The organism is Streptomyces sp. NPDC032721 (assembly GCF_055579625.1).
In genome coordinates this window covers 231,953-255,956 of sequence record NZ_JBVIMX010000007.1, presented here as the reverse complement: position 1 = coordinate 255,956, position 24,004 = coordinate 231,953, and the positions used below count along the sequence as shown (strand labels likewise).

Annotated in this window: 21 protein-coding genes; 15 read left to right on the top strand and 6 right to left on the bottom strand. The window is 71.0% G+C overall.

Annotated features, from left to right (window positions below):
• Positions 1–38: 38 nt before the first annotated feature.
• On the bottom strand, positions 39–2,999 hold the full coding sequence (gene afsR / locus ACZ5PB_RS17155) for an SARP-family global regulator AfsR (protein ID WP_468692114.1): 2,961 nt from the start codon (positions 2,997–2,999) through the stop codon (positions 39–41).
• Positions 3,000–3,371: 372 nt separating this feature from the next.
• On the opposite strand from afsR, the gene ACZ5PB_RS17150 reads away from it, so the two are divergent.
• Complete coding sequence (locus ACZ5PB_RS17150; protein WP_468691897.1) at positions 3,372–4,598, top strand: amidohydrolase family protein; 1,227 nt, start codon at positions 3,372–3,374, stop codon at positions 4,596–4,598.
• A 58-nt stretch (positions 4,599–4,656) separates the two neighbouring features.
• Here ACZ5PB_RS17150 and ACZ5PB_RS17145 read toward each other — a convergent pair whose 3' ends face one another.
• Positions 4,657–4,920, bottom strand: a complete 264-nt coding sequence (locus tag ACZ5PB_RS17145) for a Txe/YoeB family addiction module toxin (RefSeq protein ID WP_468691896.1) — start codon at positions 4,918–4,920, stop codon at positions 4,657–4,659.
• Positions 4,917–5,183: a type II toxin-antitoxin system Phd/YefM family antitoxin gene (locus ACZ5PB_RS17140; protein ID WP_468691894.1), complete on the bottom strand. Its 267-nt coding sequence runs from the start codon at positions 5,181–5,183 to the stop codon at positions 4,917–4,919. The genes ACZ5PB_RS17145 and ACZ5PB_RS17140 overlap by 4 nt, the downstream gene beginning before the upstream one ends.
• A 334-nt stretch (positions 5,184–5,517) precedes the next feature.
• Between ACZ5PB_RS17140 and ACZ5PB_RS17135 the strand changes: the two genes are divergently transcribed.
• The 6 genes from ACZ5PB_RS17135 (at position 5,518) to ACZ5PB_RS17110 (ending at position 8,664) form a co-directional block, all read left to right on the top strand.
• Positions 5,518–6,063: a GNAT family N-acetyltransferase gene (locus ACZ5PB_RS17135; protein WP_468691893.1), complete on the top strand. Its 546-nt coding sequence runs from the start codon at positions 5,518–5,520 to the stop codon at positions 6,061–6,063.
• Positions 6,056–6,553, top strand: a complete 498-nt coding sequence (locus tag ACZ5PB_RS17130; protein ID WP_468691891.1) for an NUDIX hydrolase — start codon at positions 6,056–6,058, stop codon at positions 6,551–6,553. Before ACZ5PB_RS17135 ends, ACZ5PB_RS17130 begins: the two co-directional genes overlap by 8 nt.
• Before the next feature lie 170 nt (positions 6,554–6,723).
• Entirely contained in the window at positions 6,724–7,350 is a 627-nt protein-coding gene (locus ACZ5PB_RS17125) for an RNA polymerase sigma factor (protein WP_468691889.1), read from the top strand.
• 149 nt (positions 7,351–7,499) lie between these two features.
• A complete protein-coding gene (locus ACZ5PB_RS17120) occupies positions 7,500–8,021 on the top strand; it encodes a hypothetical protein (protein WP_468691888.1) in 522 nt (173 codons plus the stop codon).
• Positions 8,022–8,095: 74 nt separating this feature from the next.
• Entirely contained in the window at positions 8,096–8,365 is a 270-nt protein-coding gene (locus ACZ5PB_RS17115; RefSeq protein WP_468691886.1) for an SMI1/KNR4 family protein, read from the top strand.
• Entirely contained in the window at positions 8,362–8,664 is a 303-nt protein-coding gene (locus ACZ5PB_RS17110; RefSeq protein ID WP_468691884.1) for a hypothetical protein, read from the top strand. Before ACZ5PB_RS17115 ends, ACZ5PB_RS17110 begins: the two co-directional genes overlap by 4 nt.
• A 131-nt stretch (positions 8,665–8,795) precedes the next feature.
• Here the strand turns inward: ACZ5PB_RS17110 and ACZ5PB_RS17105 are convergent, their stop codons facing one another.
• Entirely contained in the window at positions 8,796–9,704 is a 909-nt protein-coding gene (locus ACZ5PB_RS17105) for an NAD(P)-dependent oxidoreductase (protein ID WP_468691882.1), read from the bottom strand.
• A gap of 230 nt (positions 9,705–9,934) precedes the next feature.
• Between ACZ5PB_RS17105 and ACZ5PB_RS17100 the strand changes: the two genes are divergently transcribed.
• The 8 genes from ACZ5PB_RS17100 (at position 9,935) to ACZ5PB_RS17065 (ending at position 21,771) form a co-directional block, all read left to right on the top strand.
• Positions 9,935–10,270 (top strand): YkvA family protein, encoded by a 336-nt coding sequence (locus ACZ5PB_RS17100; RefSeq protein WP_468691881.1) that lies wholly within the window; start codon positions 9,935–9,937, stop codon positions 10,268–10,270.
• A gap of 108 nt (positions 10,271–10,378) precedes the next feature.
• Positions 10,379–11,326, top strand: a complete 948-nt coding sequence (locus ACZ5PB_RS17095; RefSeq protein WP_468691880.1) for a TIGR03619 family F420-dependent LLM class oxidoreductase — start codon at positions 10,379–10,381, stop codon at positions 11,324–11,326.
• Positions 11,327–11,393: 67 nt separating this feature from the next.
• Positions 11,394–12,191 carry an SDR family NAD(P)-dependent oxidoreductase gene (locus tag ACZ5PB_RS17090; RefSeq protein ID WP_468691879.1) on the top strand — a complete coding sequence of 266 codons (798 nt, stop codon included), beginning with the start codon at positions 11,394–11,396 and terminating at the stop codon, positions 12,189–12,191.
• Between the two features lie 121 nt (positions 12,192–12,312).
• Positions 12,313–13,437 carry an LLM class flavin-dependent oxidoreductase gene (locus tag ACZ5PB_RS17085; RefSeq protein ID WP_468691877.1) on the top strand — a complete coding sequence of 375 codons (1,125 nt, stop codon included), beginning with the start codon at positions 12,313–12,315 and terminating at the stop codon, positions 13,435–13,437.
• Positions 13,438–14,124: 687 nt separating this feature from the next.
• Entirely contained in the window at positions 14,125–15,873 is a 1,749-nt protein-coding gene (locus ACZ5PB_RS17080) for an N-acyl-D-amino-acid deacylase family protein (RefSeq protein WP_468691875.1), read from the top strand.
• Entirely contained in the window at positions 15,870–17,336 is a 1,467-nt protein-coding gene (locus tag ACZ5PB_RS17075; RefSeq protein ID WP_468691873.1) for an aldehyde dehydrogenase family protein, read from the top strand. The genes ACZ5PB_RS17080 and ACZ5PB_RS17075 overlap by 4 nt, the downstream gene beginning before the upstream one ends.
• 234 nt (positions 17,337–17,570) lie before the next feature.
• Positions 17,571–19,166, top strand: coding sequence for an APC family permease (locus tag ACZ5PB_RS17070; RefSeq protein WP_468691871.1), 1,596 nt, complete (start codon positions 17,571–17,573; stop codon positions 19,164–19,166).
• 550 nt (positions 19,167–19,716) lie between these two features.
• On the top strand, positions 19,717–21,771 hold the full coding sequence (locus ACZ5PB_RS17065) for a galactose-binding domain-containing protein (RefSeq protein WP_468691869.1): 2,055 nt from the start codon (positions 19,717–19,719) through the stop codon (positions 21,769–21,771).
• A gap of 25 nt (positions 21,772–21,796) precedes the next feature.
• On the opposite strand, the gene ACZ5PB_RS17060 is transcribed toward ACZ5PB_RS17065, so the two are convergent.
• On the bottom strand, positions 21,797–22,390 hold the full coding sequence (locus tag ACZ5PB_RS17060) for a TetR/AcrR family transcriptional regulator (protein ID WP_468691867.1): 594 nt from the start codon (positions 22,388–22,390) through the stop codon (positions 21,797–21,799).
• A gap of 58 nt (positions 22,391–22,448) precedes the next feature.
• Complete coding sequence (locus ACZ5PB_RS17055) at positions 22,449–23,984, bottom strand: CehA/McbA family metallohydrolase (RefSeq protein WP_468691865.1); 1,536 nt, start codon at positions 23,982–23,984, stop codon at positions 22,449–22,451.
• Positions 23,985–24,004 lie beyond the last annotated feature (20 nt).

Sequence of the window (24,004 nt, the reverse complement as noted above, 5' to 3'; positions counted from 1 at the left end):
TACGGCGATAAACAAACGATGAATGCCGGGCGGGTCGCCTAGCCGGCAGGCTGGGTCACGCCGGCGAGCAGGGCATGTACCTCCCCCGCTTCCGAGGGGTCCGAGGCCTCGAAGATGCTCAGTGCCTCGCGCCAGCAGACCTCGGCGCGGCCGGGTTGGTCCAGCTCGTGCAGAGCGCGGCCGAGCAGGGTGAGGATGTTGCCGCGCCGCCACTCGCCGCCGATCCCGTACAGCACGGTCAGCGCCTGTTCGGCCTTGGCGGCCGAGGGGCCGGGACGGCCTGCCGCCATGTCGACCTCGGCGAGACGGAAGAGCGTCATGCCCTCCCAGAGCCGCTGGCGGCAGTCGCGGAACACCTCCAGGCTCTCGGCCAGTTGCTCCGTCGCCTCCTCGTACCGCCCGTCCTGGGTGAGCGCGATGCCCAGCGCGTAGCGTGCGTTCGCACCGCGCAGGGCGTGGCCCATGGCCTCGTAGATCTCGATGCCCTGCCGCGCGAGCGAGACGGCGCTCGACGTGCGGCCCGTCGCGAGGTGATTGCGGGAGAGGTTGCACAGGGCGCTGGCCTCGCCCGGCCGGTCCCCGGCCCTGCGGAAGCTGGCGATCGCGTCGGTGAGGTGCCTTTCGCCGTCCGGGTAGCGGGAGTGGTAGAGCGCCATGGCGCCGCGCAGGTTCGAAGCCCAGCATTCCGGCAGGGGGTCCTCGGCATCCGGCTTGAGCAGGGAGACCTCGGCCGCCTTCTGATCCGCTTCCGCGAACCTTCCCGAGGTGTGGTGCACGAGTGCCAGTGCCACCAGCGCACGCGCCTGGGCCCGTTGCCCCCCGCTCGCCCGGGTCGCCGCCAGCAGCACCCGGGCCGTCGACTCGTACTGCTTGGCGTTGGCTCCCGACTCGCCCAGGTCGAGTGCTGCCCACAACAGGTCCGCCGCCCGTCGCAGTGCCTGGGGCCCGGCCGGGGACTCCGCCCCCGCCGCCTGATGCGCACAAGCCAGCAGCGCGTCCGCCTCCGAGTACAGCCAGTCCTCGCCCGCGTGCCGGTCCGCGAAGACCAGGCCCGGGTAGGACGTCTGTGCCAGGTGGTCGACCAGGCGGTCGCCGGGGCGTTCCAGGGCGTACACGCCCGCCGCCGTCGCGAGGTAGAAGTCCAGCAGGCGGGACAGGGCCAGTTCCCGTTCCTCCACCGGCTGCTCGTCGCGTTCCGCGCACGCACGCGCGTAGAGCCGTACGAGGTCGTGGAAGCGGTAGCGGCCCGGGGCCGCCGATTCCACCAGGGAGGTGTCGACCAGGGCCTCCAGGAGGTCCTCCGCGTCGTGGACCGGCAGTCCGAGCAGTGCTGCCGCCGCCGCGAGGGAGATGTCCGGGCCGTCGGCCAGGCCCAGCAGCCGGAAGGCGCGTGCCTGGGCGGGCTCCAGCTGGCCGTAGCCGAGCTCGAAGGTGGCCTTCACCGCGAGGTCGCCGGCCTGGAGCTCGTCCAGCCGCCGCCGTTCGTCCGCGAGCTTCGTCGCCAGTACGGTCACGGTCCAGGTCCGCCGCGCCGCCAGCCGCGCCGCCGCGATGCGGATGGCCAGCGGCAGGAAGCCGCACGCGCCGACCACGTCCAGCGCCGCCTCCCGCTCCGCCGCCACCCGCTCCTCGCCCACGATCCGGGTGAAGAGCTGGAGCGCCTCCTCCGGCGACATCACGTCCAGGTCGACCAGTTGCGCGCCCGCCAGGTCCACCATCCTGGTCCGGGCGGTGATCAGCGCGGCGCAGCCCGACGTCCCCGGCAGCAGCGGTCTGACCTGCACCGCGTCCCGTGCGTTGTCGAGGAGTACGAGGACGCGGCGGCCGTCGAGGGTGGAGCGGTAGAGCGCCGCACGCTCGTCGAGGGAGTCGGGTATCGCCGCGTCCGGGGTGCCGAGCGCGCGCAGGAAGGCGCCGAGCACGGTCTCCGGTTCCGCGGGGCGCGCGCCCACGCCCTGGAGGTCGACGTACAGCTGCCCGTCCGGGAAGTGCGGGCGCGCCGCGTGCGCCACGTGCACCGCGAGGGTCGTCTTGCCGACGCCGCCGATGCCCGCGAGGGCGGACACCGCCATGACGCTGGACTCGGCGTTGGCGAGCCGCTCGCCAAGCTCTCGTACGAAACCGGTCCGGCCCGTGAAGTCCGGTACGGACGCTGGGAGTTGGGCGGGGCGGACGGCGGCGGGGGCGGCTGCTCTGGCGGACTCGGCCGGCTGTGCCAGCTCCGCGTCCGCCTCCAGTATTCGCTGCTGGAGCCGGGACAGTTCCGCCCTCGGGTCCACCCCCAGCTCGTCCGCGAGCAGGCGGCGGGTGTCCGTGTAGACGGCGAGCGCCTCCGCCTGGCGCCCGCACCGGTACAGCGCCAGCATCAAGAGCTCGCGCAGCCGTTCGCGCAGCGGGTGCGCGGCGGTCAGCGCGGTCAGTTCCGGTACGGCCTCCGAGTGGCAGCCGACCTCCAGGTCCAGGTCGAGCCGCGACTCGGTCAGCTGGAGCCGCCACTCCTCCAGCCGGAACCGCTGGGACTCCGCGTACGGCCCCGGCACGGAGGCCAGCGCCTCGCCGTCCCACAGCCCGAGCGCCTTCTCGTACAGCTCCCGCGCCCGGCAACGCTCCCCGGCCGCCCGCGCCTTCTCGGCGTCGGCGGCCAACTCCTGTGCCACACCCAGGTCCAGCGCGTCGGCGACGGGCCGGATCGCGTACCCGCCCGCCTCACTCACCAGTACGTCGGAGCCGAGCGCCTTGCGTAGCCGCGAGGCGTACGTACGCAGCGCCGACAGCGCCTGCGACGGCGGCACCTCGCCCCAGATCCCGTCGATCAGCTCGGCGGCGGTCGCGGTCCGCCCGTCGCGCAGCAGCAACTGCGTGAGCAGGGCGCGCTGCTGCGGCGACCCGGCGGGCACCGGTTCCCCGCCCCGCCAGGCCCGGACGGGTCCGAGCACGCTGAAGCGGACCCCGGGGACCGGGGCGGCCTCGCTCCCGGCTCCCCGTGATTCCGCCGGCATGCCGTCGTCCATCGCACTCCCCCTCGCCTGTGCCGAGCCCTTGCCGTGCCGCGCCGTGTCGTGCGTCGCGCCTGTCATGCTGCGTCGCGCCTGTCGTACTGCGTCGCGCCTGCTGTCCTGCGGTGATGGTGCCGATCCGGGGTACGGAGCAACGTCGTTCGGCCCCGTACCTTCCCTTTACGGCACTAGTCAGTCTGCCTTGCCCATACGGGGCGCGTCAGTACACAAACCTCAGAGGAACCTCAAGGTTCGGCGGCGGGAGCGCGCATTCCGTGCGCAGAAAGTGCACTCACTCCCACCTGACGGATCGTCAGATCAGCGGTACCGTGACGGACATTGCTGACGCGAGCAGGGAGATGGGTGGAGATGCACATGGACAGCTTCCCGAAGATCATCTCGGTGGACGACCACACGGTGGAGCCCCCCGGCGTCTGGCAGGACCGGCTCCCGCGCAAGTTCCGCGACGTGGGACCGCGCATCGTCCGCGCACCCCTGAAGGAAATGACCTTCCTGGGCGGCAAGTTCGCCCCGGTCATGGGCGAGAAGGGCGACGAGGGCCCGATAGGCGACTGGTGGGTCTACGAGGACCTGCACCGCCCGCTCACCCGCCTGGACACGGCGGTCGGCTACTCCCGCGACGAGATCAAGCTCGAAGTCATCACGTACGAGCAGATGCGCCCCGGCTCCTTCTCGGTCCCCGACCGCCTCGCCGACATGGACGTCAACCACGTCCAGTCGGCCGTCTGCTTCCCCACCTTCCCGCGCTTCTGCGGCCAGACCTTCACCGAGGCCAAGGACCGCGAACTGGGCCTGCTGGGAGTCCAGGCCTACAACGACTGGATGGTGGAGGAGTGGTGCGGCCCCGAGGCCCACGGCCGCCTGATCCCCCTCACCCTCATCCCCCTCTGGGACGCCCGCCTGGCCGCGGCCGAGGTCCGCCGCAACGCAGCCAGGGGCGTGCGCGCCGTCGCCTTCTCCGAGATCCCGCCGCACTTGGGCCTCCCCTCCATCCACACCGACGAGTGGGACCCCTTCCTGGAGGCCTGCGCCGAAACGGGCACGGTCATCGCCATGCACATCGGCTCCTCCTCGAAGATGCCCTCCACCTCGGCGGACGCCCCGCCCGCGGTCGGCTCCACCATCACCTTCGCCAACTGCTGCTTCTCGATGGTCGACTGGCTGATGAGCGGCAAGTTCGAACGCTTCCCCGGCCTGAAAATCATGTACGCGGAGGGGCAGATCGGCTGGATCCCGTACATCCTGGAACGCGCGGACGTGGTCTGGGAGGAGAACCGGGGCTGGGGCGGCGTCGCCGACAAGGTGCACCGCCCGCCGTCCGAACTCTTCACCGAGCACGTCTTCGGCTGCTTCTTCGACGACGCGTTCGGCCTGAAGAACCTGGACTCGATCGGAGTCGGCAACGTCCTGTACGAGACGGACTACCCGCACTCGGACTCGACCTGGCCGAAGTCGAAGGAGGTCGGCGAGTCACAGATGGGCCACCTGGAACCGGCCGTGGTGGACCGCATCGTACGAGGCAACGCGATCGACCTGCTGGGCCTGACCCCGGACGGCCTGTGGCCCGGCTCGGACAAGTAGCCGGTACGGGGCGCCGGGCGGCCCCCGGGCGCGACCCCGTGGCGCCCGGGGGCCGCCGTCAGCCGTAGTGGTAGCGAGCCTGAAGGATGACAAGCTCGCTTTCTGCGGCCCGGGGCAGGTAGATCAGGCGGTGTTCGTCGGTGATCCGGCGCGACCATGCGCCCGCGAGCGCGTGCTTCAGGGCTTCCGGCTTTCCGATCCCTGCGTAGGGATCGCGCAGTGTGTCCTCGATCAGCCTGTTGATGCGCTTGAGGATTTGCCGGTCGGCGGTCTGCCAGTGGGTGTAGTCGTCCCAGCCCCGCCGGGTGAAGGCGAGCTTCAACGGCCGGCCTCGTCCTCGTCCCGGATGAGCTCGTGCTGCTCGGTCCGCCCCTCCATGGCTTCCTGGTAGGAGGCAAGGAGCCGACGGGCGTTTGCGGGGGAGCGCAGCAGGTAGGCCGTTTCCTGGAGCGCCTCGTACTCCTCCGCTGCCACGAGGTAGGCGCTGCCGTTCTTGGAGACGATCTCTATGGCGCTGCGGTCACTGTTGACCTCTTCGATGAGGGGAAAGAGGCGGCGGCGGGCTTCGCTGGCTGTGATGGACATGGCGACTACCTCCTGGAACTGGTACAAGAAACGGTACCAGTGTGAGCGTGGGGGTGCCGTGCGGACGCAGGCCGTACGGGCCGTGCGCCGAGAGATGGGGGTACGTGGCGTGCGCCGGTGCCGCTCAGGAGTGCGGCTCGGGGTGGCCGGGGGTGGTGAGGGGCTCCCACCGCCCGCCGTGCTCCGCTTCGGAAAGGGCGGCGAGCTGAAGAGGGCATGGCTCACGGCGATGCTGCGTGCCGCCCAAGCGTGGGACGTCCAACGGAACCAGTCCCGAGGCCATTGGGCCCGAACCGTCCACGGCCAGCCGGGCAACGGTAACTAGGCTGCCCCCATGAGCCACAGTGAACCCGGCCTCCGCATCCGCCCCGGCAGTCCCGCCGACGCGCCCGTCATCCTGGACATGCTCGACGCCCGTATCGCGTGGATGAATGAGCGCGGCAACACCGAGCAGTGGGGCACCACCCCCTACTCGCAGCTCCCCCACGGCCCGGACCGCATCCGGCACTACACGACCGAGTGTTCCCCGTACCTCGCCGAGCTCGACGGCGTCCCCGTCGGCACCCTCGTCATGGCCTCCGGCCCCAGCCCCAAGGTGTCCGGCATCCCCCTCGCCGACGAGCCCGAGCGGTACGTCCGGCTGCTGGTCTCCGACCGTAAGCACGCCGGACTCGGCATCGGTGCGGCGCTGCTGGCGCACGCGGAGGAGGAGACCAGGAAGGCCGGTGTGGAGCTGTTGCGCGTGGACTGCTGGGCGGGCGGCGGGGGCGGGCTGGTCGCGTACTACGAGCGGCAGGGGTTCGTCCCCACCGTTCCGTTCCTGGAGGGGAGCTGGCCGGGGCAGGTGCTGGCCAGGCGGGTGGGTGCGCCCCGTGGGTGAACTCGTGGACCGGGTCGACGCGCAGGACCGGGTGCTGGGTGTCGTCGAACGGGCGGAGGCGATGCGACGCCGGTGGCCGCACCGCATCGCCACCGTCGTGTGCCGCGACGAGGACGGACGTTTCCTCGTCCACCGGAGGCCCGACGACGACTCCCGGTTCCCCGGCCAGTACAACTGGATGTTCGGCGGCGCCGCCGAGCCCGGCGAGTCCTACGAGCAGGCGGCGGCAAGGGAGTTGGAGGAGGAGCTCGGGGTACGGACTGCCGCTCCTCGCTTCGTGCTCAAGTTCCTGTGCGACGGGATCATCAGCCCTTACTGGCTCGGACTGCACGAGGCCACCGTCACAGGGCCGATCGCACCGGACGCGCGGGAGATCGCCTGGTGTGGGTGGGTGGGTGCGGGCGAGCTCGAAGAGATGGTGGGGTGGGAGGAGTTCATTCCGGACGCGCGGGAGGCGTATGTGCGCTACCAGGCTGCTGGGGTCGTGTAGTTCCTGGTTCTGAACGGACTCGATCCGTATGCGCCGGCCGGAAGCACGGGGCCGGGAATCGTGAACTCCATCCCGGGAGGCGCGTCTAGGTTCGTCCGACGCAGGCCACTCGGCCGCGCAATGTGGCCCACGTCACGGGAACCCCCGGCCCCGTGCGGACAATCACCAGCGTGACGTCGACCCCCGCCTTCCCCGTACACGCCCGTGTCCGGGCCGGCGACCCCGAGGTGTTCCGCGAACTCTTTCGCGAACACGCCCAGTTGGTGTACTCGTACGCCGTCCGTCGATGCGGTGACCCGGCCACCGCCCAGGACGTCGTCTCGCTGACCTTCCTGGAGGCGTGGCGGCTGCGGGAGAAGCTGCGCGACGAGGGGGAGAGCGTACGGCCCTGGCTGATGGGCATCGCGACCAACGTCCTGCGCAACACCGCCCGCGCGGCCCGCCGGCACCGGGCCGCCCTGGCTCGGGTGCCCGCCCCCGAACCCGTACCGGACCTCGCGGAGGAGGTGGTGGGGCGAATGGTCGACAGCCAACAACTTGCCGCCGCCCACCGGGCGTTGGGGCGGCTCAAGCGTGCCGAACGCGAGGTGTTCGAGCTGTGCGTCTGGTCAGGGCTCGGATACGCGGAGGCGGCCCAGGCCCTTGGCGTGCCCGTCGGCACCGTACGGTCGCGGCTTTCGCGGTGCCGGGCGCGGCTGCGGAAGCTGGCGGCGGAGGAGTGGGAACCGGTTGGCGGGGGCGGACAAGTACGGGGTGGGCGCATCGATGCGACCCGGTCGGTCGAAGGGGGTGCCTGATGGGGCTCAGGGAATGGCGACGGGGTGCGTCCCGCGTGCCCCGTGCGTCCCGCGTGGACCCGGGCCTTGTGGAGTTGGCCCGATTGGTGCCAGCGCCTCGCGAGGTCGAACTCTCGGAAGAGCGTCAACTGGTTTTGGAGGGACAAATCATGACGGTCATTCATGACGAATCGACTGACGTTTCCGTGGCGCGTGGTCGGCGCGCGTGGTGGCGGCTTCGTCTGCGGTCCCGGTACGCCGTCGTGCCCGGCGTGCTCCTTCTCCTCGGGGGTGGAGCACTGGCCGCGGCTCAGTTGCTGGCCGACAAGCCCGCGGCGGTCCACGGCCAGGTCCTTTGCTATGCCACGGCCGACACGGAGGGAAGTTCGTCCAACGTCGGGTGGGAGCCGGGCCCGGGCGCATGGCCCAGGACCGACCCCAGCCGTACCGCCGACGCCGCGCTCCTGGCCTGCGCGGGCATGTGGGAGGCCGGACTCATGGCGACGGACGGCAGTGCGCCTTCGGAGAGAGAGGAGACCGGTCCCTTCGAGATTCCCGAGTGGGCGCGCCCGGGGCACGGGAAGGTGCCCCCGCTGGCCGCATGCGTGGTCGACGAGACTTGGGCCGGTGTCTTTCCGGGGGACAAGGAGACCGCGTGTCAGAACCTCGGTCTGCCCCGCATGCAGCCCTGAGCCCCCGGTGTTTCGGATGATGTGCGAGAGGGTCGTGTCGCACCATGGCCCGATGGCCGGCCGTCGGAGGGTGAGTGATCGTTGTGCAGTGGAGCAGCGTCGACCATTGGCGGGAGTTTCTCGCCTCGTACAGTGCCGATGTCCTGCGGGCGCACGAGCCCTACGGAGCTCACCCGATCACTGCGGAGCAGCAGGCCGCTGGGTGGCTCGGGCGTGCGGGTGCGAGCGAGGCGGAGATCGTGGCTGCCGAGGAGCGCATCGGTGCTCGGCTTCCGCCCGGTTACCGGGCGTTCCTCGGTGCGTCCACGGGTTCGACCACCTGGGGCCGTTCATGTGGGAGATGAGGACCACCCGTACCGTGGACCGGTTGCGTGAGGCGGATCCCAGCGCCTGGGCGATCCTTCGTGAGGGCGGGCCGGAGGAGGCCGCCTTCATGGACCGGGTGGTGCTGGTGTCGAGCTCCGGGGACGCTCAGTACTGGCTGCTCGACCCCGGTGGTGTCTCGCCCGACGGGGAGTGGGCCGCTTGCATCTGGGCCAGCTGGTACCCGGGGCTGGGGGAGCGCCACGGGTCGTTCGCCGATCTCGTCGTCGAGGAGAGGGAGTCGTTCGAGCAGCTGCGGGACGGCCGATTGGCTGACTGACCAGCCCCGGCGGAGGGGGAGGCCGGGCCGTCCCCTGCGGCCGGGTCGTCCCCCAGCGGCCAGTCCGTCCCCCTGCGGCCAGGTCGTCCCCCTGCGGCCGGGCCGCCCCCCGAGGCCGGGTCGTCCCCCCTTCACCCCTGCGTTCCGACCCGCAGCCGCCGTACCGCCTCCGAAGCCGTGTGGTGCGTCTCGCCTTCCGCGATGCGGGCGTTCAGTTCGACCACCTCCCGGTCGAACCAGTCTGCCCGGACCCCCGCCTCGCGGGCCGCGTCGCCCATGTTGCGGGCGGCGGCCAGGACCAGTTCCAGGGTCTGCTCGTAGGCGGGCGGGTCGTCCGAGTCGATGTCGGCGGCCATGGCGGGCAGGAAGTTGATCATGCTGGTCAGCCAGTTGACCAGGAGCTCGGTGAAGCCGGAGGCGGTGGTCTCCTTGTGGGAGGTGGCTACCGCCACCGAGTGGAAGAAGCCCGCGAACATCATGTCCATGCCGCTGAGCAGCGCCAGGTCGTACAGTGAGGCCGTGCCCACGTCCGTACCCAGGTACTTCGCCTCGGCCAGCACCTCCAGCGTCGTACGGTGCGCGTCGAACGGGTCCTCGGCGCCGCTGTAGAGGATGAACGCCCCCGGGCCCGCGATCATCGACGGGATCGCCATGATGCCGCCGTCGAGGTAGGCCCCGCCGAGTGCGTGCACCCATGCCTCGGTGTCGCGGGCCTGGGCGGGCGAGCCGTTGGTGAGGCTGACGAGGGTGCGGCCGTGCAGGGCGCCCGCGGCGGGTTCCAGGAGGGCGCGCTGGGTGTCGTAGTCGAGGAGGCAGGAGATGGTCAGGGGGCTTGCCTCGATCGCCTCGCGTACGGAGTCGGCGCGGACCGCGCCGCGGGCCACCAGGTCGTCCGCCTTCTCGGGGGTGCGGTTCCACACGGTGACCGCGTGGCCGGCCGTGACGAGCGCGTCGGCCAGTGCCCAGCCCATGAGGCCCAGGCCCAGGACGGTGACGGGGGGCTTGGTGGCGGGGGAGTGGGTGTGGCTGTCGGTGCGCACGGGGGTGCTCCTTTTGGCGTGGGAGGGGAGGGGGGTTTCGCCCGAGTGGGGTGACTTCACCTTCGTATCCGCGTCGCCTCGGCTCAAGTACGCACTAAATAGTGGGTGGTTACCGGGAGGTGCGGGCATTGCCCCCGATGCCCGGCGTGGGAGACCGGGAAGGGGCGCTCCGTTCGGGTACACGGGACAGGGAGAGGTGCTGGCCGGGCGAGGTGAGGAGTGGAGTGCGTATGAGTGACGGGATGACGGTCCTGGTGGTCGTGCTGGCGGTGCTGGCTCTGGTGACCGTGGCCGGTGCCGTGGTGGTGCTGGTGAAGATGGTGAAGGCGCGCAAGCTGCTCACGGATGCCGGGATCCCGGTGCAGAACAAGTTCGTGTTCTGGGGTGCGGTTCTCTATCTGGTGAGTCCTGTTGATCTGATTCCTGATCCCGTCTATCTGGACGACATCGGGGTCATGCTGCTGGCCCTCCAGTCCCTCCAGGTGGCGGCCGAGAAAGCCGGACTGCGGCCGGGGAAGCGGGAGCGGGAGTCGCGCCGGTCGTTGGAGAAGTCGCCCTTGAAATAGGGCGGGTTGAGCCCCTTGCCTGACGGACCGTCAGGTACGAGTATGACGAGTCGTCAGCTCGTGTCTGCTCGTGTCAGCTCGCGTCGGTCGATCGGTCGAGGGGTTCTCATGGTTCGAGTCCTGCCCGAAGGGCGGCTGTCGTACGGGATGCAGCTCCCGGTCCAGTCGCAGTCCCGTATCTACGCGGAGGCGTGGGAGGCCGACGCCACCCCCGCCGACCTGGTGGAAGTGGCCAGGACCGCAGACCGGGGCGGCTTCGCGTACGTGGCCTGCTGCGACCATGTCGCGATACCCAGGCGGCTCGCGGACGGCATGAGCACCGTCTGGTACGACCCCGTGGCCACCCTCGCGTACCTCGCGGCGGCGACGGTGAGGGTGCAACTCCTCACGCATGTCGCCGTGTTGGGGCTGCGCCATCCGCTCGCGCTCGCCAAGCAGTACGCCACCCTCGACCACCTCAGCGGCGGGCGGCTGATCCTCGGGGTCGGGGCCGGGCACGTCGAGGAGGAGTTCGACGCGCTCGGGGCCGACTTCGCGGGGCGGGGCGCGGTGCTGGACGAGTCGATCGACGCGCTGCGGGCGGCGCTCGGGCCCGAGGAGTTCCCGGAGTTCTCGGGGGAGCGGTACAGCTTCAGCGGGCTCGGGCAGCTGCCGCGGCCGGCCCGGGAGCGGGTGCCGATGTGGGTGGGCGGTTCGTCGCCCGCCGCCGTGCGCCGGGCGGCCGTACGGGGTGACGGGTGGCTGCCGCAGGGCGATCCGCGGGACCGGCTGCCCGGACAGATCGAGAGGTTGCGGCGGTTGCGGGCGGAGGCGGGCGTCGAGGCTCCGATAGAGATCGGCGCCATTGTCGAGCCCCTCTACATCGGCGAGCCCGGCTGGGACGTCGGGCGGCGCACCCTCAGCGGAAAGCCGCAGGCCATCGCCGAGTCCCTGCGGGCGTACGGGGCGATGGGCGTCCACCAGATCCAGGTGCGGTTCCGGAGCCGGAGCCGCGCCGAACTCACCGACCAGATGGCGGCGTTCGCCGCCGAAGTGGCTCCGCACCTCGATCAGTAGCTCGATCAGTAGCTCGATCAGTAGCTCGGTCAGTGGCTCGATCAGGATCAGTAGGAGGTACACGCACATGGGCAAGCTGGACGGACGCGTCGTCGTCATCACCGGAGCCGCGCGCGGACAGGGCGAGCAGGAGGCGAGGCTGTTCGCGGCGGAGGGCGCGAAGGTCGTGCTCGGTGACGTACTCGACGACCAGGGCGAGGCACTGGCCAAGGAGCTGGGGGAGGAGCTGGGGGAGGACGTGGCGCGTTACGTCCACCTCGACGTGAGCCGCGAGGAGGAGTGGGTCGCCGCCGTCGGCGTTGCCAAGGACGCCTTCGGGAGGATCGACGGGCTGGTCAACAACGCGGGCATCCTGCGGTTCAACGAGCTCGTGAACACCCCGCTGGAGGAGTTTCAGCAGGTCATCCAGGTCAACCAGGTCGGCGCCTTCCTCGGGATACGCACCGTCGCACCCGAGATCGAGGCGGCCGGCGGCGGCACGATCGTCAACACCGCCTCGTACACGGCGCTGACCGGCATGGCCTACGTCGGCGCGTACGCCGCCACCAAGCACGCCATCCTCGGTCTGACACGTGTCGCCGCGATGGAGCTGGCGGGCAAGGGCATACGGGTGAACGCCGTGTGCCCGGGGGCGGTCGACACCGCGATGACCAACCCCTCCGTGCTCGACCCGAGTGCGGACCCGGAGGAGTCGCGGGCCGGCGTCGCCGAGCTGTACAAGAAGCTGGTGCCGCTCGGGCGGATCGGCACGCCCCAGGAGGTCGCCAAGCTGGCCCTCTTCCTGACCGGGGACGACTCCTCGTACATCACCGGACAGCCCTTCGTCATCGACGGCGGGTGGCTGGCGGGCGTCAGCGTCATCTGACGAAGCGTCAGGCATTGACGGAGTACCGCACCGATGGAACAGTCGGCCATATCCGAATCTGACGAGGCGTCAGATCAAGAGCGGGTCAGCCCGCTCGATACCCCAAGGACGGTGAACTTCCGTGGAGTTCGGTCTTTTCGTACAGGGTTACGTGCCCGCCGCGCGCGCCAAGGTCGACCCCGAGGCAGAGCACAAGGCTCTGATCGAGGAGACCGAGTACGTCATCCAGGCGGACAAGTCGGGGTTCAAGTACGCATGGGCCTCCGAGCACCACTTCCTGGAGGAGTACTCGCACCTCTCGGCCAACGACGTGTTCCTGGGCTACCTGGCGCACGCGACGGACCGCATCCACCTCGGCTCCGGCATCTTCAACCCGCTCGCCCCGGTCAACCACCCCGTGAAGGTCGCCGAGAAGGTCGCCATGCTCGACCACCTCAGCGGCGGACGCTTCGAGTTCGGGTCGGGGCGGGGCGCAGGCTCGCACGAGATCCTCGGCTTCATGCCCGGCATCACGGACATGAACCACACCAAGGAGATCTGGGAGGAGACGATCGCCGAGTTCCCCAAGATGTGGCTCCAGGACGAGTACGTGGGCTTCCAGGGCAAGCACTGGTCGCTGCCGCCGAGGAAGATCCTGCCCAAGCCGTACGGGAAGGGGCACCCGGCCATGTGGTACGCGGCCGGATCGCCGTCCTCGTACGCGATGGCGGGGAAGAAGGGGCTGGGGGTGCTCGGCTTCAGCGTCCAGAAGGTGTCGGACATGGAGTGGGTCGTCGAGTCGTACAAGACGGCCGTCAAGGACGCGGAGCCGGTGGGGGCGTTCGTCAACGACAACGTCATGGTGACGTCGACCGCGATCTGCGCGGAGACGCACGAGAAGGCGGTGCAGGTGGCGGTGAGCGGGGGACTGAACTACCTGCAGTCGCTGCTGTTCCGGTACCACGACACCTTCCCGCGGCCGGAGGGGATTCCCCAGTGGCCGGAACTGCTGCCGGAGTACACCGAGGAGATCATCGAGCTGCTCATCGCGGAGGAGCTGATGATCTGCGGTGACCCGGACGAGGTGCTGACGCAGTGCAAGAGGTGGGACCAGGCGGGGGCGGACCAGCTTTCGTTCGGGCTGCCGATCGGGGTGTCGCCGGAGGACACGATGAACACGATTCGGCTGATCGGTGAGCATGTGATTCCGAAGATCGACACGGATCCGGTGCATCGGACGAGTCGGATGCGGGGGCAGGTGGGGTAGTTGGGGGGCGGGTGGGGGAGCGGGGGAGGGGTGGGCGTGGCCCTTCCCCGGGCCCCTTTCCGGGGGGGGGAGGGCGTGCCGCCCGAGCTGGTCGGCGGGGTCGCGCGTGGGGTGGGCGATGCCCCTCCCCGCCCCTTCCCGCTGCGTTCCATTTGCGGCTGCCGCCGCGTGGCGCTCGAAGTGTTCGGCGGGGTCGCGCCTGCGGCGGGCCAGTGCCCCTCCCCGCCCCTTCCCTAGACCGCTGGCCGCGGGGCCAGGGGTTCGGACCTGCGGGCCGGTGGTGGGTTGCTCGCGCAGTTCCCCGCGCCCCCAAAACAACCACTCGTGCCCAGCGCCGCGCAGTTCCCTGCGCCCGTCGGCGACGAGTACTTCAGGGGCGCGGGGAACTGCGCGGCCAGCCACGCACACACCCGCACATGCCCACCGGCCGTGACCGGGCCCGCCACCCGGGGTCTGGGGCGAAGCCCCAGTTTCGGGAAGGGGCGGGGAGGGGAGAGCCCCGCGCAGCGGTTCCCCGCCCGCACCAGCGAACCCTGGCCCAGCGCCCCCCACGCGGCGCCAGCCGCAAATGTCACAGCCGGGAAGGGGCGGGCAGGGGAACGGCCCCGCGCAGCGGACCCCCACCCCCCCCACCACCGCCCACCCACTCCGCCGCAACCCCTCCCCCCAGAAGGGACGCCAACCCCCATGCTCGATCACCTCATCCGCAACGCCACCCTCGTCGACGGCACCGGCACCCCCTCCCGCCCCGCCGACCTCGGCATCCGTGACGGCCGCATCGTCGCCCTCACCCCGCCCGGCGGCATCACCGAGCCCGCCGCCACCACCGAGGACGCCACCGGGCTCGTCCTCGCGCCCGGGTTCGTCGACCCCCACACCCACTACGACGCCCAGCTCTTCTGGGACCCCTACGCCACCCCCTCCCTCAACCACGGCGTCACCACCGTCGCCGGCGGCAACTGCGGCTTCACCCTCGCGCCGCTGCACCCCGACCGGCCCGAGGACGCCGACTACACCCGTCGGATGATGTCCAAGGTGGAGGGCATGTCCCTCGTCGCCCTCGAAGAAGGCGCGCCCTGGAACTGGTCCTCGTTCGGCGAGTACCTCGACGCCCTCGACGGCCGCATCGCCGTCAACGCGGGCTTCATGGTGGGCCATTGCGCCCTCCGCCGTTACGTGATGGGCGCCGACGCCGTCAGCGACCGCCAGCCCACCCCCGCCGAACTCGAAGCCATGCTCCGGCTCTTCCACGACGCCATGGAGTCCGGCGCCTGGGGGCTCTCCACCACCCAGTCCTCCACCCACTCCGACGGCGACGGCAAGCCCGTAGCCTCCCGGCACGCACGGCCCGCCGAACTACTCGCACTCTCCAAGGCAGTTGGTGAGCATGAGGGCACCCAGATCGAGGCCATCGTCGCCGGGTGCCTCGACCAGTTCGACGACGACGAGATCGACCTCTTCGTCGAGATGAGCGCGGCGGCGGGCCGGCCCCTCAACTGGAACGTGCTGACGATCGACGCCGCCGTCCCCGAGCGCGTGCCCCGCCAGCTCATACCCAGCGAGCGCGCCCGCAAGGCCGGTGGGCGGATCGTCGCGCTGACGATGCCGATCCTGACCCCCATGAACATGTCGCTGGGGACCTTCTGCGCCCTCAACCTCATCCCCGGCTGGGGCGACATCCTCTCCCTCCCCGTCCCCGAGCGGATCGCGAAGCTCCGCGACCCCGGTGTACGGGAGGAGATGCTGCGGCGCGCCGACTCCAAGGAGGCCGGGGTCTTCCGCCGCCTCGCCAACTTCGGGCGGTACGTCATCGGCGACACGTACAGCGAGGTCAACCAGCGGGCCCAGGTCAGCGGCCGGGTCGTCAACGACATCGCCGCCGAGCGCGGCCAGGACCCCTTCCAGTGCCTCGTCGAGATCTGCGCCAACGACGACCTGCGCACCGTCCTGTGGCCCATGCCCACCGACAACGACCCCGACTCCTGGGCCCTGCGCCGCGAGACCTGGGAGCACGAGGACGTCATGCTCGGCGGCTCGGACGCCGGGGCGCACCTGGACCGCATGTGCGGCGCCCCGTACACCACCCGCTTCCTCGGCGACTGCCTGCGCGGACGCAAGCTGGTCGGCCTGGAGCAGGCCGTGAAGATGCTGACCGACGACCCGGCCCGGCTCTTCGGGCTGCGCGAACGCGGGCGGATCGAGGAGGGCTGCCACGCCGACCTCGTCCTGTTCGACCCCGAGCGGATCGACGCGGGCCCCGCCACCCTCGTCCACGACCTGCCGGGCGACAGCCCCCGGCTCGACTCGAAGGCGATCGGGATCGTGTCCGTACGGGTCAACGGCGTGGAGACCATACGGAACGACCAGGTGACGGGCGCCGTACCGGGAACGGTGCTGCGCTCGGGCCGCGACACCAGGACGGTGAGCACCAAGTGAGCACCGGGCAGAGGCTGTTCATCGGAGGGGCGTGGGCCGAGCCCGAAGGGGGGTACTACGAGGTCGTCAACCCCGCCACCGAGGAGATCGTCGGCCTCGCCCCCGAGGCGAGCAGGCGGCAGGTGTACGAGGCCGCCGACGCCGCCCGCGACGCCCTCGCCTCCTGGTCCCGTACGAAGCCGGAGGAGCGCGCCGCGATACTCGACCGCGCCGCCGACATCGTCCGGCGCGAGGCGACGCCGTACGCCCTGCTCGCCCAGGCCGAGACCGGCGCGACCACCGGCACCGCGCGCGGCATGCAGGTCGCGGTCGGCGAGGCGCGCTTCCGGCGGTACGCGAAGGGCGCGCTGGAGCCGACCGAGACCGCGCTCCCGCCGCAGATCAACGAGGCCGGACCGATGGGGAAGGCGGGCGTCTTCGGCGCACTGGAGGTGCGGCAGCCGGTCGGCGTCGTCACCTGCATCACCTCGTACAACAACCCCTGGGCCAACCCGTCGGGCAAGATCGCCCCCGCCCTCGCCATGGGCAACACCGTCCTGGTCAAGCCCGCCCCGCAGGACCCGCTCTCCGTCTTCCGGATGGCCGAGGCGCTGGCGGAGGCGGGGGTTCCGCCGGGGGTGGTCAATGTGGTCAACGGGACGGCGGTCTCGGTGGGCGAGGCGGCCGTGGACTCCCCGTCCGTCGACATGGTCAGCTTCACCGGGAGCACCCAGGTGGGGCGGCGCATCGCCGAGGCCTGCGGGCGCGGGATGAAGCGGCAGCTGATGGAGCTCGGCGGGAAGGGGGCCGCGCTCGTCTTCGAGGACGCGGACCTGGACTCGGCGGCGATGGGCATCGGCACGACGTTCTCGTTCTACAGCGGGCAGATCTGCACCGCGCCGACCCGGGTCGTCGTCCAACGGGCGGTGTACGAGGCGTTGTTGGAGAAGTTGCAGACCTACATCGGGTATCTGAAGGTGGGCGATCCGACCGATCCCGGCACCGTCGTCGGGCCGCTCATCTCCGCCGCCCACCGCGACCGCGTCGAGTCGTACGTCGAGCTGGGCAAGAAGGAGGGCGCCAGACTGCTCGCGGGCGGCGAGCGTCCGGCGGGGCCCGGTCTCGACAAGGGCTTCTACGTCGCCCCGACCCTCTTCGCCGACTGTACGAACGACATGCGGATCGTCCGCGAGGAGATCTTCGGGCCGGTCGTCGTCGTGGTCCCCTTCGACGAGGAAGAGGAGGGCATCGCGCTCGCCAACGACAGCGAGTACGGGCTGATCGACTACGTGTGGTCGGGGGACGTCTCCCGCGCCTTCCGGGTCGCGCGGCGGCTGCGGGCGGGCGGCGTCGGCATCAACACCATCGGGCGCAACATGGAGGCCCCCTTCGGCGGCTTCAAGCAGAGCGGTGTGGGCCGCGACGTGGGCTCGTACGCCCTGCGGGCCTACAGCGAGACACAGGCGGTGGTCTGGCCGGGGTGAGGGGGGCGGCTGCCCAGTGACCGTGACGGGAAAATTTGGAAACGGGACATAGCGGGCGGACCTGCGGTTTTCGCATCGGGGGAGGGGGCGGCTTTGCCGTTGTTTGGAAGGTGGATGCGCCCCTTCCCTCCATCGATCCTTGATCATTGAGGGGTTTGTCCTGCTCAACTCAAGGATTACGTAACGGACTTTCATCTTCCGGATGTGGAAACCGCAGGACTTAACGTCCTGTTCATGACTCAGGTGGAAACGAAGCCGCAGGCCGGAGACCCGGTAAGGGGCGTCCCCGCAGGGGGCGCCGCCGACCGCTCCGGTGACGGCGTACGCGACAAGGGCCTCGGCGGCAATTCCGTCGGGCTGCTCGGCAGTGCCGTCATCGGCATCTCCACCGTCGCCCCCGTCTACTGTCTGACCTCGACGCTGGGCTCCACCGCCGGTGAGGTCGGCCTCCAGATGCCCGCGATCTTCCTCGCCGGGTTCCTGCCGATGCTCCTTGTGGCCTTTGCCTACCGGGAGCTCAACAAGGTCATGCCGGACTGCGGCACTTCCTTCACCTGGACCGTGAAGGCCTTCGGGCCCCGGGTGGGGTGGATGTGCGGCTGGGGTCTGGTGGTGGCCACGATCATCGTGCTGTCCAACCTGGCCGGCGTCGCAACCTCGTACTTCTGGCTGCTGGCGGGCGAGCTCACCGGCAGCGAGCAGGTCGCCCGGCTCGCCGACGACAAACCCGTGCACATCCTCACCTGCCTCGCCCTGATCGCGCTGGCGACGCTGGTCAGCTACCGGGGGATGACCGCCACCAAGGGCGTGCAGTACGCCCTGGTCGGCCTCCAGCTCGTCGTGCTGGTGCTCTTCGTCGTGATGGCGTTCGGCAAGGCGGGCAGCGACCTGCCCGAGTTCGCGGGCGGCGTGGACTTCTCCTGGTCCTGGTTCAACCCCTTCTCGGTGGGCTCCTTTGCCGCCTTCACTGCCGGGCTCTCCCTGTCGATCTTCATGTACTGGGGCTGGGACGCCTGCCTGACCGCCAACGAGGAGACCACCGGAGCTGCGAAGACGCCCGGCCGCGCCGCCCTCATCGCGATGGTCGTCCTGGTCGGCTCCTACCTCGCCACCGCCGTCGCCGCGCAGATGGCCGTCGGCTCCGGGGACAAGGGCCTCGGCCTCGGCAACCCGGACACCTCCGACAACGTCTTCGCCGCCCTCGCGGGCCCGGTCATGGGCCCCGTCCTCGGCATCGCGCTCTTCGTCGCGGTCCTCGCCTCCGCCACCGCGAGCCTCCAGACGACCTTCATCCCGGTCGCCCGTACGGTCCTCGCGATGTCCGCGTACGAGGCCCTGCCCGCCTCGTACGCCCGGGTGCACCCGCGCTTCAAGAGCCCGGGCCGGGCGACGGTCATGGCGGGGGTCGCGACCGGCGTCTTCTACACGGTGATGACCCTGGTCAGCGAACACGTCCTGGTCGACACGATCTACGCGCTCGGCCTCATGATCTGCTTCTACTACGCGCTGACGTCCTTCGCGTGCGCCTGGTACTTCCGCCACGAGCTGACGGGGTCGGTCCGGGACGCCTTCTTCAAGGGCATCTTCCCGATCCTCGGCGGCGTCCTGCTCGCGGCGGTCTTCGCGAAGACGCTGTACGACATGTGGGACCCGGCGTACGGGAGCGGCTCGTCCGTCTTCGGCGTCGGCTCGGTCTTCGTGATCGGCGTCGGCCTGCTGCTGGTGGGCGTGGTCATCATGCTGGTGATGCAAAAGCGCAGCCCGGCCTTCTTCCGAGGCGAGATCCTCACAAAGGAAACCCCGTCCCTAACCGCCCCCACCGCCAACTAACCCCCCCCGGATGCCCCGCCGATCCCCTCGCCCGGCGGGGCATCCTGCGTCCCCCGCCCCGCCCCCTCGGCCACCCGAGCCGCTTCACGCCCCGCCCCCTCGGCCGACGGCCCCCCCTCTACGCCCCACCCTCTTGGCCGCCGGAGCCGCCCCTGCGCCCCGCCCCCTCGGGCGGATGAGCCGCCGCTACGCCCCGCCCCCTCGCGCGGCGAAGCCGCCCCTACGCCCCCGCCCCCTTGGGCGGCGGGGCCGCCCCCCGGGGGCGGGACGGGCGGGCAAGGGGGCGGCCCCCGGCGGAGCCGAACAACCCGCCCCGCCCCACCTCCGCCATGGCCCCCACACCCCCGCCACGACCCCCACACTCCAGCCCCACCAAGCCGGCCACCCCCTACCCCGTCCGGCCCAACCCCCCACCACCGAACCCCAGTTCGCCCAGTAGGTCACCCGTCCCGGACCCTTGACTCACTGTCAGGGCCACGCCATCCTCGACGGGACCTACGCGCGAGTAAGTTAGGCGCGTGCCCATCCCGGACAGGGAAGGTAGCCCCGGATGACCATCCTCCACAGACGCGGCCTCTTCGCCGCTCTCGTCGTCCTCCTCCTGACGTTCGGCGCAGGAGTCGGATCCCCACCGGCCGCCGGCGCCGACACCCCCTGGTGGGAGCCCCCCGCGCGGCCCGCCACCGATTCGCAGATCAACGTCACCGGCGAACCCTTCCGAGGAACCGACGCGCAGGGCAAGGTGCGCGGCTACGTCGACGCGCACAACCACGTGATGTCCAACGAGGGCTTCGGCGGCCGCATCATCTGCGGCAAGCCGTTCGACCCCGCAGGCGTCACCGAGGCCCTCAAGGACTGCCCCGAGCACTACCCCGACGGCGCCCTCGCCCTCTTCGAGAACGTCACCGGCGGCGCCGACGGCCACCACGACCCGGTCGGCTGGCCCACCTTCAAGGACTGGCCCGCCCACAACTCCCTGAGCCACCAGCAGAACTACTACGCCTGGCTGGAGCGCGCCTGGCGCGGCGGCCAGCGCGTCCTGGTCAACGACCTGGTCTCCAACGGCCTGCTCTGCTCGATCTACGCCCGCGACCGCGGCTGCGACGAGATGGAGTCCATCCGTCTCCAGGCCCGCAAGACCTACGAGATGCAGGACTACGTCGACAAGATCTACGGCGGAAAGGGCAAGGGCTGGTTCCGCATCGTCACCGACTCCACCCAGGCCCGCCAGGTCGCCGCCTCGGGCAAGCTCGCCGTCGTCCTCGGCGTCGAGACCTCCGAGCCGTTCGGCTGCAAGCAGATCCTCGACGTCGCCCAGTGCGGCCGGGACGACATCGACCGGGGCCTGGACGAGCTCAAGAAGCTCGGCGTGAGCAGCATGTTCCTGTGCCACAAGTTCGACAACGCGCTCTGCGGCGTACGGATGGACAACGGCACCATCGGAACCGCCGTGAACATCGGCCAGTTCCTCTCCACCGGCACCTTCTGGAAGACCGAGGAGTGCGCCGGCCCCCAGCAGGACAACCCCTCCGGCAACACCCCGGCCCCCGCCGAGGTCACCAAGCTGCTGCCCCCGGGCGTCAAGGTGCCCGCCGACAACGGCGGCAAGTGCAACGTCCGGGGCCTCACCGGACTCGGCGAGTACGCCGTCAAGGGCATGATGAAACGCAACATGATGCTCGAAATCGACCACATGAGCGTCAAGGCCGCGGGCCGCACCCTCGACATCCTCGAATCGGCCGACTACCCCGGCGCCCTCTCCAGCCACAGCTGGATGGACGACAACTGGCTGGAGCGCCTCTACCGCCTCGGCGGCTTCAAGGCCTCGTACATGGGCGGGGCCGACGGCTTCGCCAAGGAGTCCGCGGGCACCAGGCCGCTGCGCCAGAAGTACGGCGTCGGCCTCGGCTACGGCACCGACATGAACGGCGTCGGCGGCTGGCCGGGCCCGGTCGGCCCGGACGCGCCCAACGCGGTCAAGTACCCCTTCCGCAGCGCCGACGGCGGCTCCGTCATCGACCGCCAGCGCACCGGTGAGCGCACCTTCGACATGAACACCGACGGCGCGGCCCAGGTCGGCCTCGTACCCGACTGGATCGAGCAGATCCGGCTCAGCGGCGACGCGGGCAAGGCGACGGTCGACGACCTGATGACCGGCGCCGAGTCCTACCTCACCACCTGGCGCGCCACCGAGAACCACAAGCCCGGCGCCAACCTCGCCGCCGGTGCCCCGGCGAGCGCCAGCTCGGCCGAGTGGAACCCGTTCACCAGCTACGCCGCCGGGCGGGCCGTGGACGGCGACACCGGCACCCGGTGGGCCAGCGACTGGTCCGACGCCCAGTGGCTCCAGCTCGACCTGGGCAGTTCCCGCACCGTCGGCCGGGTCTCCCTCGAATGGGAGAAGGCCTACGCGAAGGGCTACCGCATCGAGGTCTCCGACGACTCCGCCGCCTGGCGGACCGCCTGGTCCACCGACAGCGCCGACGGCGGCCTGGACACCGCGGTGTTCACCCCGGTCAAGGCACGCTACGTCCGCGTCCACGGCACCGCCCGCGCCACCAAGTACGGCTACTCGGTGAAGGAGGCCGCGGTCTTCGCCCGCTGAGCAACTCCCGCCACCGCACGCGTAGTTACTCCCGTACCAACGCCAGGATCTGGTCGGCGACGGTATCCAGTACGTCGTCCGCCTTCGCCTCGTCACCCAGTACGAGGAAGTTGAGGGTGAGCCCGTCTGTCAGGGCGGCCAGATACCTGGCGGCCGTGGTTTCCGGCACCGCCAGCTCCACGCCCAGCACGGCGGGGAGCCGGCGGAGCACCTTGGTGTGCGCGGTCAGATAGCGCTTGTACTGCCGTCTCGCGAGATGCTCGTAGCCGGGCTCGCGCAGCGCGTACTGGGTCAGTTCGTACGTCAGCATGTGCTCGCCGGGATGGGCCAGTACGTGGTCCCAGTACGCCTGGAGCCCGGCGCGGACCGTCTCGCGCAGGGTCGGCCTGCGGGTGAGGGTGGCGAGCACGTCCGACTCGGAGTGCTCGGAGATGGTGTCCATCACCGCTTCGAGCAGCTCCTGCTTGGACTCGAAGCAGTAGTGGAAGACGCTCAGCGAGACGCCCGCCTCCGCCACCACCGACCGCGTCGTGGTCTTCGCGACACCGTCGCGGGCCATCACCCGGATCGCGGCCTCGACCAGTTGTGTGCGCCGCTGCGCCGCCGGCATCCGCCCCATGCTGACCCCCACCCCTCCCCTGACCGGCGCAAGCATACGTCGCGGGCTATGCGGCGGATCAGGAGCCGGAACGCAGGAAGACCGGGTTGGTGAAGGCGGCCAGCGGCCCCGGCAGCCCCGCCACCACCGCAGGCCGGCGCACCTCCGCACGCACGTAACCGGCGTACGACGGCGTGGTCCGCCACTCGATCCCCTCGGGCCCGCCGCTGCGGACCGTGCCCTGGTCCGTCACCAGATGGGTCGTGCAGCCGGGGGCGGCGCCGGTGACCGTCAGGCGGACCGCGACCGGGGCGTCCGAGGGGGCGGTGAGGTGCCCGCCCAGGGTGGCGGTACGGCCCCGGGCGTCGGCGGCCGTCAGCGTGAGGGAGAGCGCCGAGGACTCCGCTACGTACGACCGGCCCGCCCGGAGCCCGGCCAGGACCGCCGTACGGGACAGGGAATCGGCCAGGACGACCGTCTGGGGGTGGCCGATCCGGTCCGGATCACGGTGCGCGTCACTGTTGCCCATGGCCGGGGCCCAACGGCCGCCCCTGCCGAGGGACTTGTCCCACGCCTGCAGCGACACCTCGTCGTCCGGGGTGTGAGGCCCGTTCCACACCTCCACCGCGTCCGCCTCCGCGAACCCGAACTGCCAGGAGCAGCCCAGGCAGTTGGCGTGCGGATGGGCGGGTACGACGAGGCCGCCCGCCCGCCGGATCTCACGCGCGAAACTGCCGAAGCGGTTCTCGCGGGCCCGGTAGCGCCAGTCGATGTGGGTCCCCGGCTTCGTCCCCAGGGCCAGGACATGGCCGTTGCGGGTGGTGACCTCCTCGCCCGTCAGAATGAGCAGGTCGTCACCCCAGAGGCCGCCCCAATGGGCGTGCGAGGAAGGGGTGTTGTGCTCGGTGGTGGCGATGAAGTCCAGGCCTGCCGCCCGTGCGAGCGCGGCGATCTCCGCCGGAGTGCGTCGGCCGTCCGAGTGCACGGAGTGGAGGTGGCAGTCGCCCCGGTACCAGGCCCGCCCACGGCCGGCGGCCCGCTCCGGCGGATAGACCGGGCGGGGTGTCGGCGCCGTCGGGCCGGGGGTGAGCGTGATCGTCACCTTGTACGGCAGGCCCTCCGGCGCCACCGTGTACGGCGCCAGCGCCACGTGCCAGGTACCGGGGCGGACCGGACCCGGCAGATACCCCGGTGTCGCCGCGTCGCCCCGTACGAAGAACTCCGTACGCGCACCGCCCGACCAGCCCCGGAAGCCCCGGCCGCCGAGCGCCGTGCCGCGCTCGTCGAAGAGGCCGATGTCGAGGGCGTTGCCCTGGGCGCCGGGCGGGGCGGGCGGCCGCTCGTACGAGTAACTGACGTCCACCTGTCGTATGCCGCGCGGGACTTCGAAGGGCAGGTGGACGAAGTCCGGTGCACCGGGCGGCAGCGTCCCGGTCACCGTACGGGTCAGCGGCCCGCCGCCCGCGCCCGGTGCCGCCCGCGCGAAGGTCACCGTCCCGAGGGTGAGCGCGGCGGCCGCGCCCGCGGTGAACAGGGCGCGGCGGCGCGTCGGGGCGGGCTCGGCCGGGGCGGACTCGGGGGGTCCGGGCTCTGCCGTGGGTTCGGATTCCGTCATGGGCCGGGATCCTGGCGGGC

Excerpts from the sequence above, each read along its gene's own strand:
- afsR (WP_468692114.1), bottom strand. The coding sequence starts at position 2,999 with ATGCCGGCGGAATCACGGGGAGCCGGGAGCGAGGCCGCCCCGGTCCCC.
- ACZ5PB_RS17150 (WP_468691897.1), top strand. The coding sequence starts at position 3,372 with ATGGACAGCTTCCCGAAGATCATCTCGGTGGACGACCACACGGTGGAG.
- ACZ5PB_RS17140 (WP_468691894.1), bottom strand. The coding sequence starts at position 5,183 with ATGTCCATCACAGCCAGCGAAGCCCGCCGCCGCCTCTTTCCCCTCATC.
- ACZ5PB_RS17135 (WP_468691893.1), top strand. The coding sequence starts at position 5,518 with ATGAGCCACAGTGAACCCGGCCTCCGCATCCGCCCCGGCAGTCCCGCC.
- ACZ5PB_RS17120 (WP_468691888.1), top strand. The coding sequence starts at position 7,500 with ATGACGGTCATTCATGACGAATCGACTGACGTTTCCGTGGCGCGTGGT.
- ACZ5PB_RS17110 (WP_468691884.1), top strand. The coding sequence starts at position 8,362 with ATGAGGACCACCCGTACCGTGGACCGGTTGCGTGAGGCGGATCCCAGC.
- ACZ5PB_RS17100 (WP_468691881.1), top strand. The coding sequence starts at position 9,935 with ATGAGTGACGGGATGACGGTCCTGGTGGTCGTGCTGGCGGTGCTGGCT.
- ACZ5PB_RS17095 (WP_468691880.1), top strand. The coding sequence starts at position 10,379 with ATGGTTCGAGTCCTGCCCGAAGGGCGGCTGTCGTACGGGATGCAGCTC.
- ACZ5PB_RS17090 (WP_468691879.1), top strand. The coding sequence starts at position 11,394 with ATGGGCAAGCTGGACGGACGCGTCGTCGTCATCACCGGAGCCGCGCGC.
- ACZ5PB_RS17080 (WP_468691875.1), top strand. The coding sequence starts at position 14,125 with ATGCTCGATCACCTCATCCGCAACGCCACCCTCGTCGACGGCACCGGC.
- ACZ5PB_RS17070 (WP_468691871.1), top strand. The coding sequence starts at position 17,571 with ATGACTCAGGTGGAAACGAAGCCGCAGGCCGGAGACCCGGTAAGGGGC.
- ACZ5PB_RS17065 (WP_468691869.1), top strand. The coding sequence starts at position 19,717 with ATGACCATCCTCCACAGACGCGGCCTCTTCGCCGCTCTCGTCGTCCTC.
- ACZ5PB_RS17060 (WP_468691867.1), bottom strand. The coding sequence starts at position 22,390 with ATGGGGCGGATGCCGGCGGCGCAGCGGCGCACACAACTGGTCGAGGCC.
- ACZ5PB_RS17055 (WP_468691865.1), bottom strand. The coding sequence starts at position 23,984 with ATGACGGAATCCGAACCCACGGCAGAGCCCGGACCCCCCGAGTCCGCC.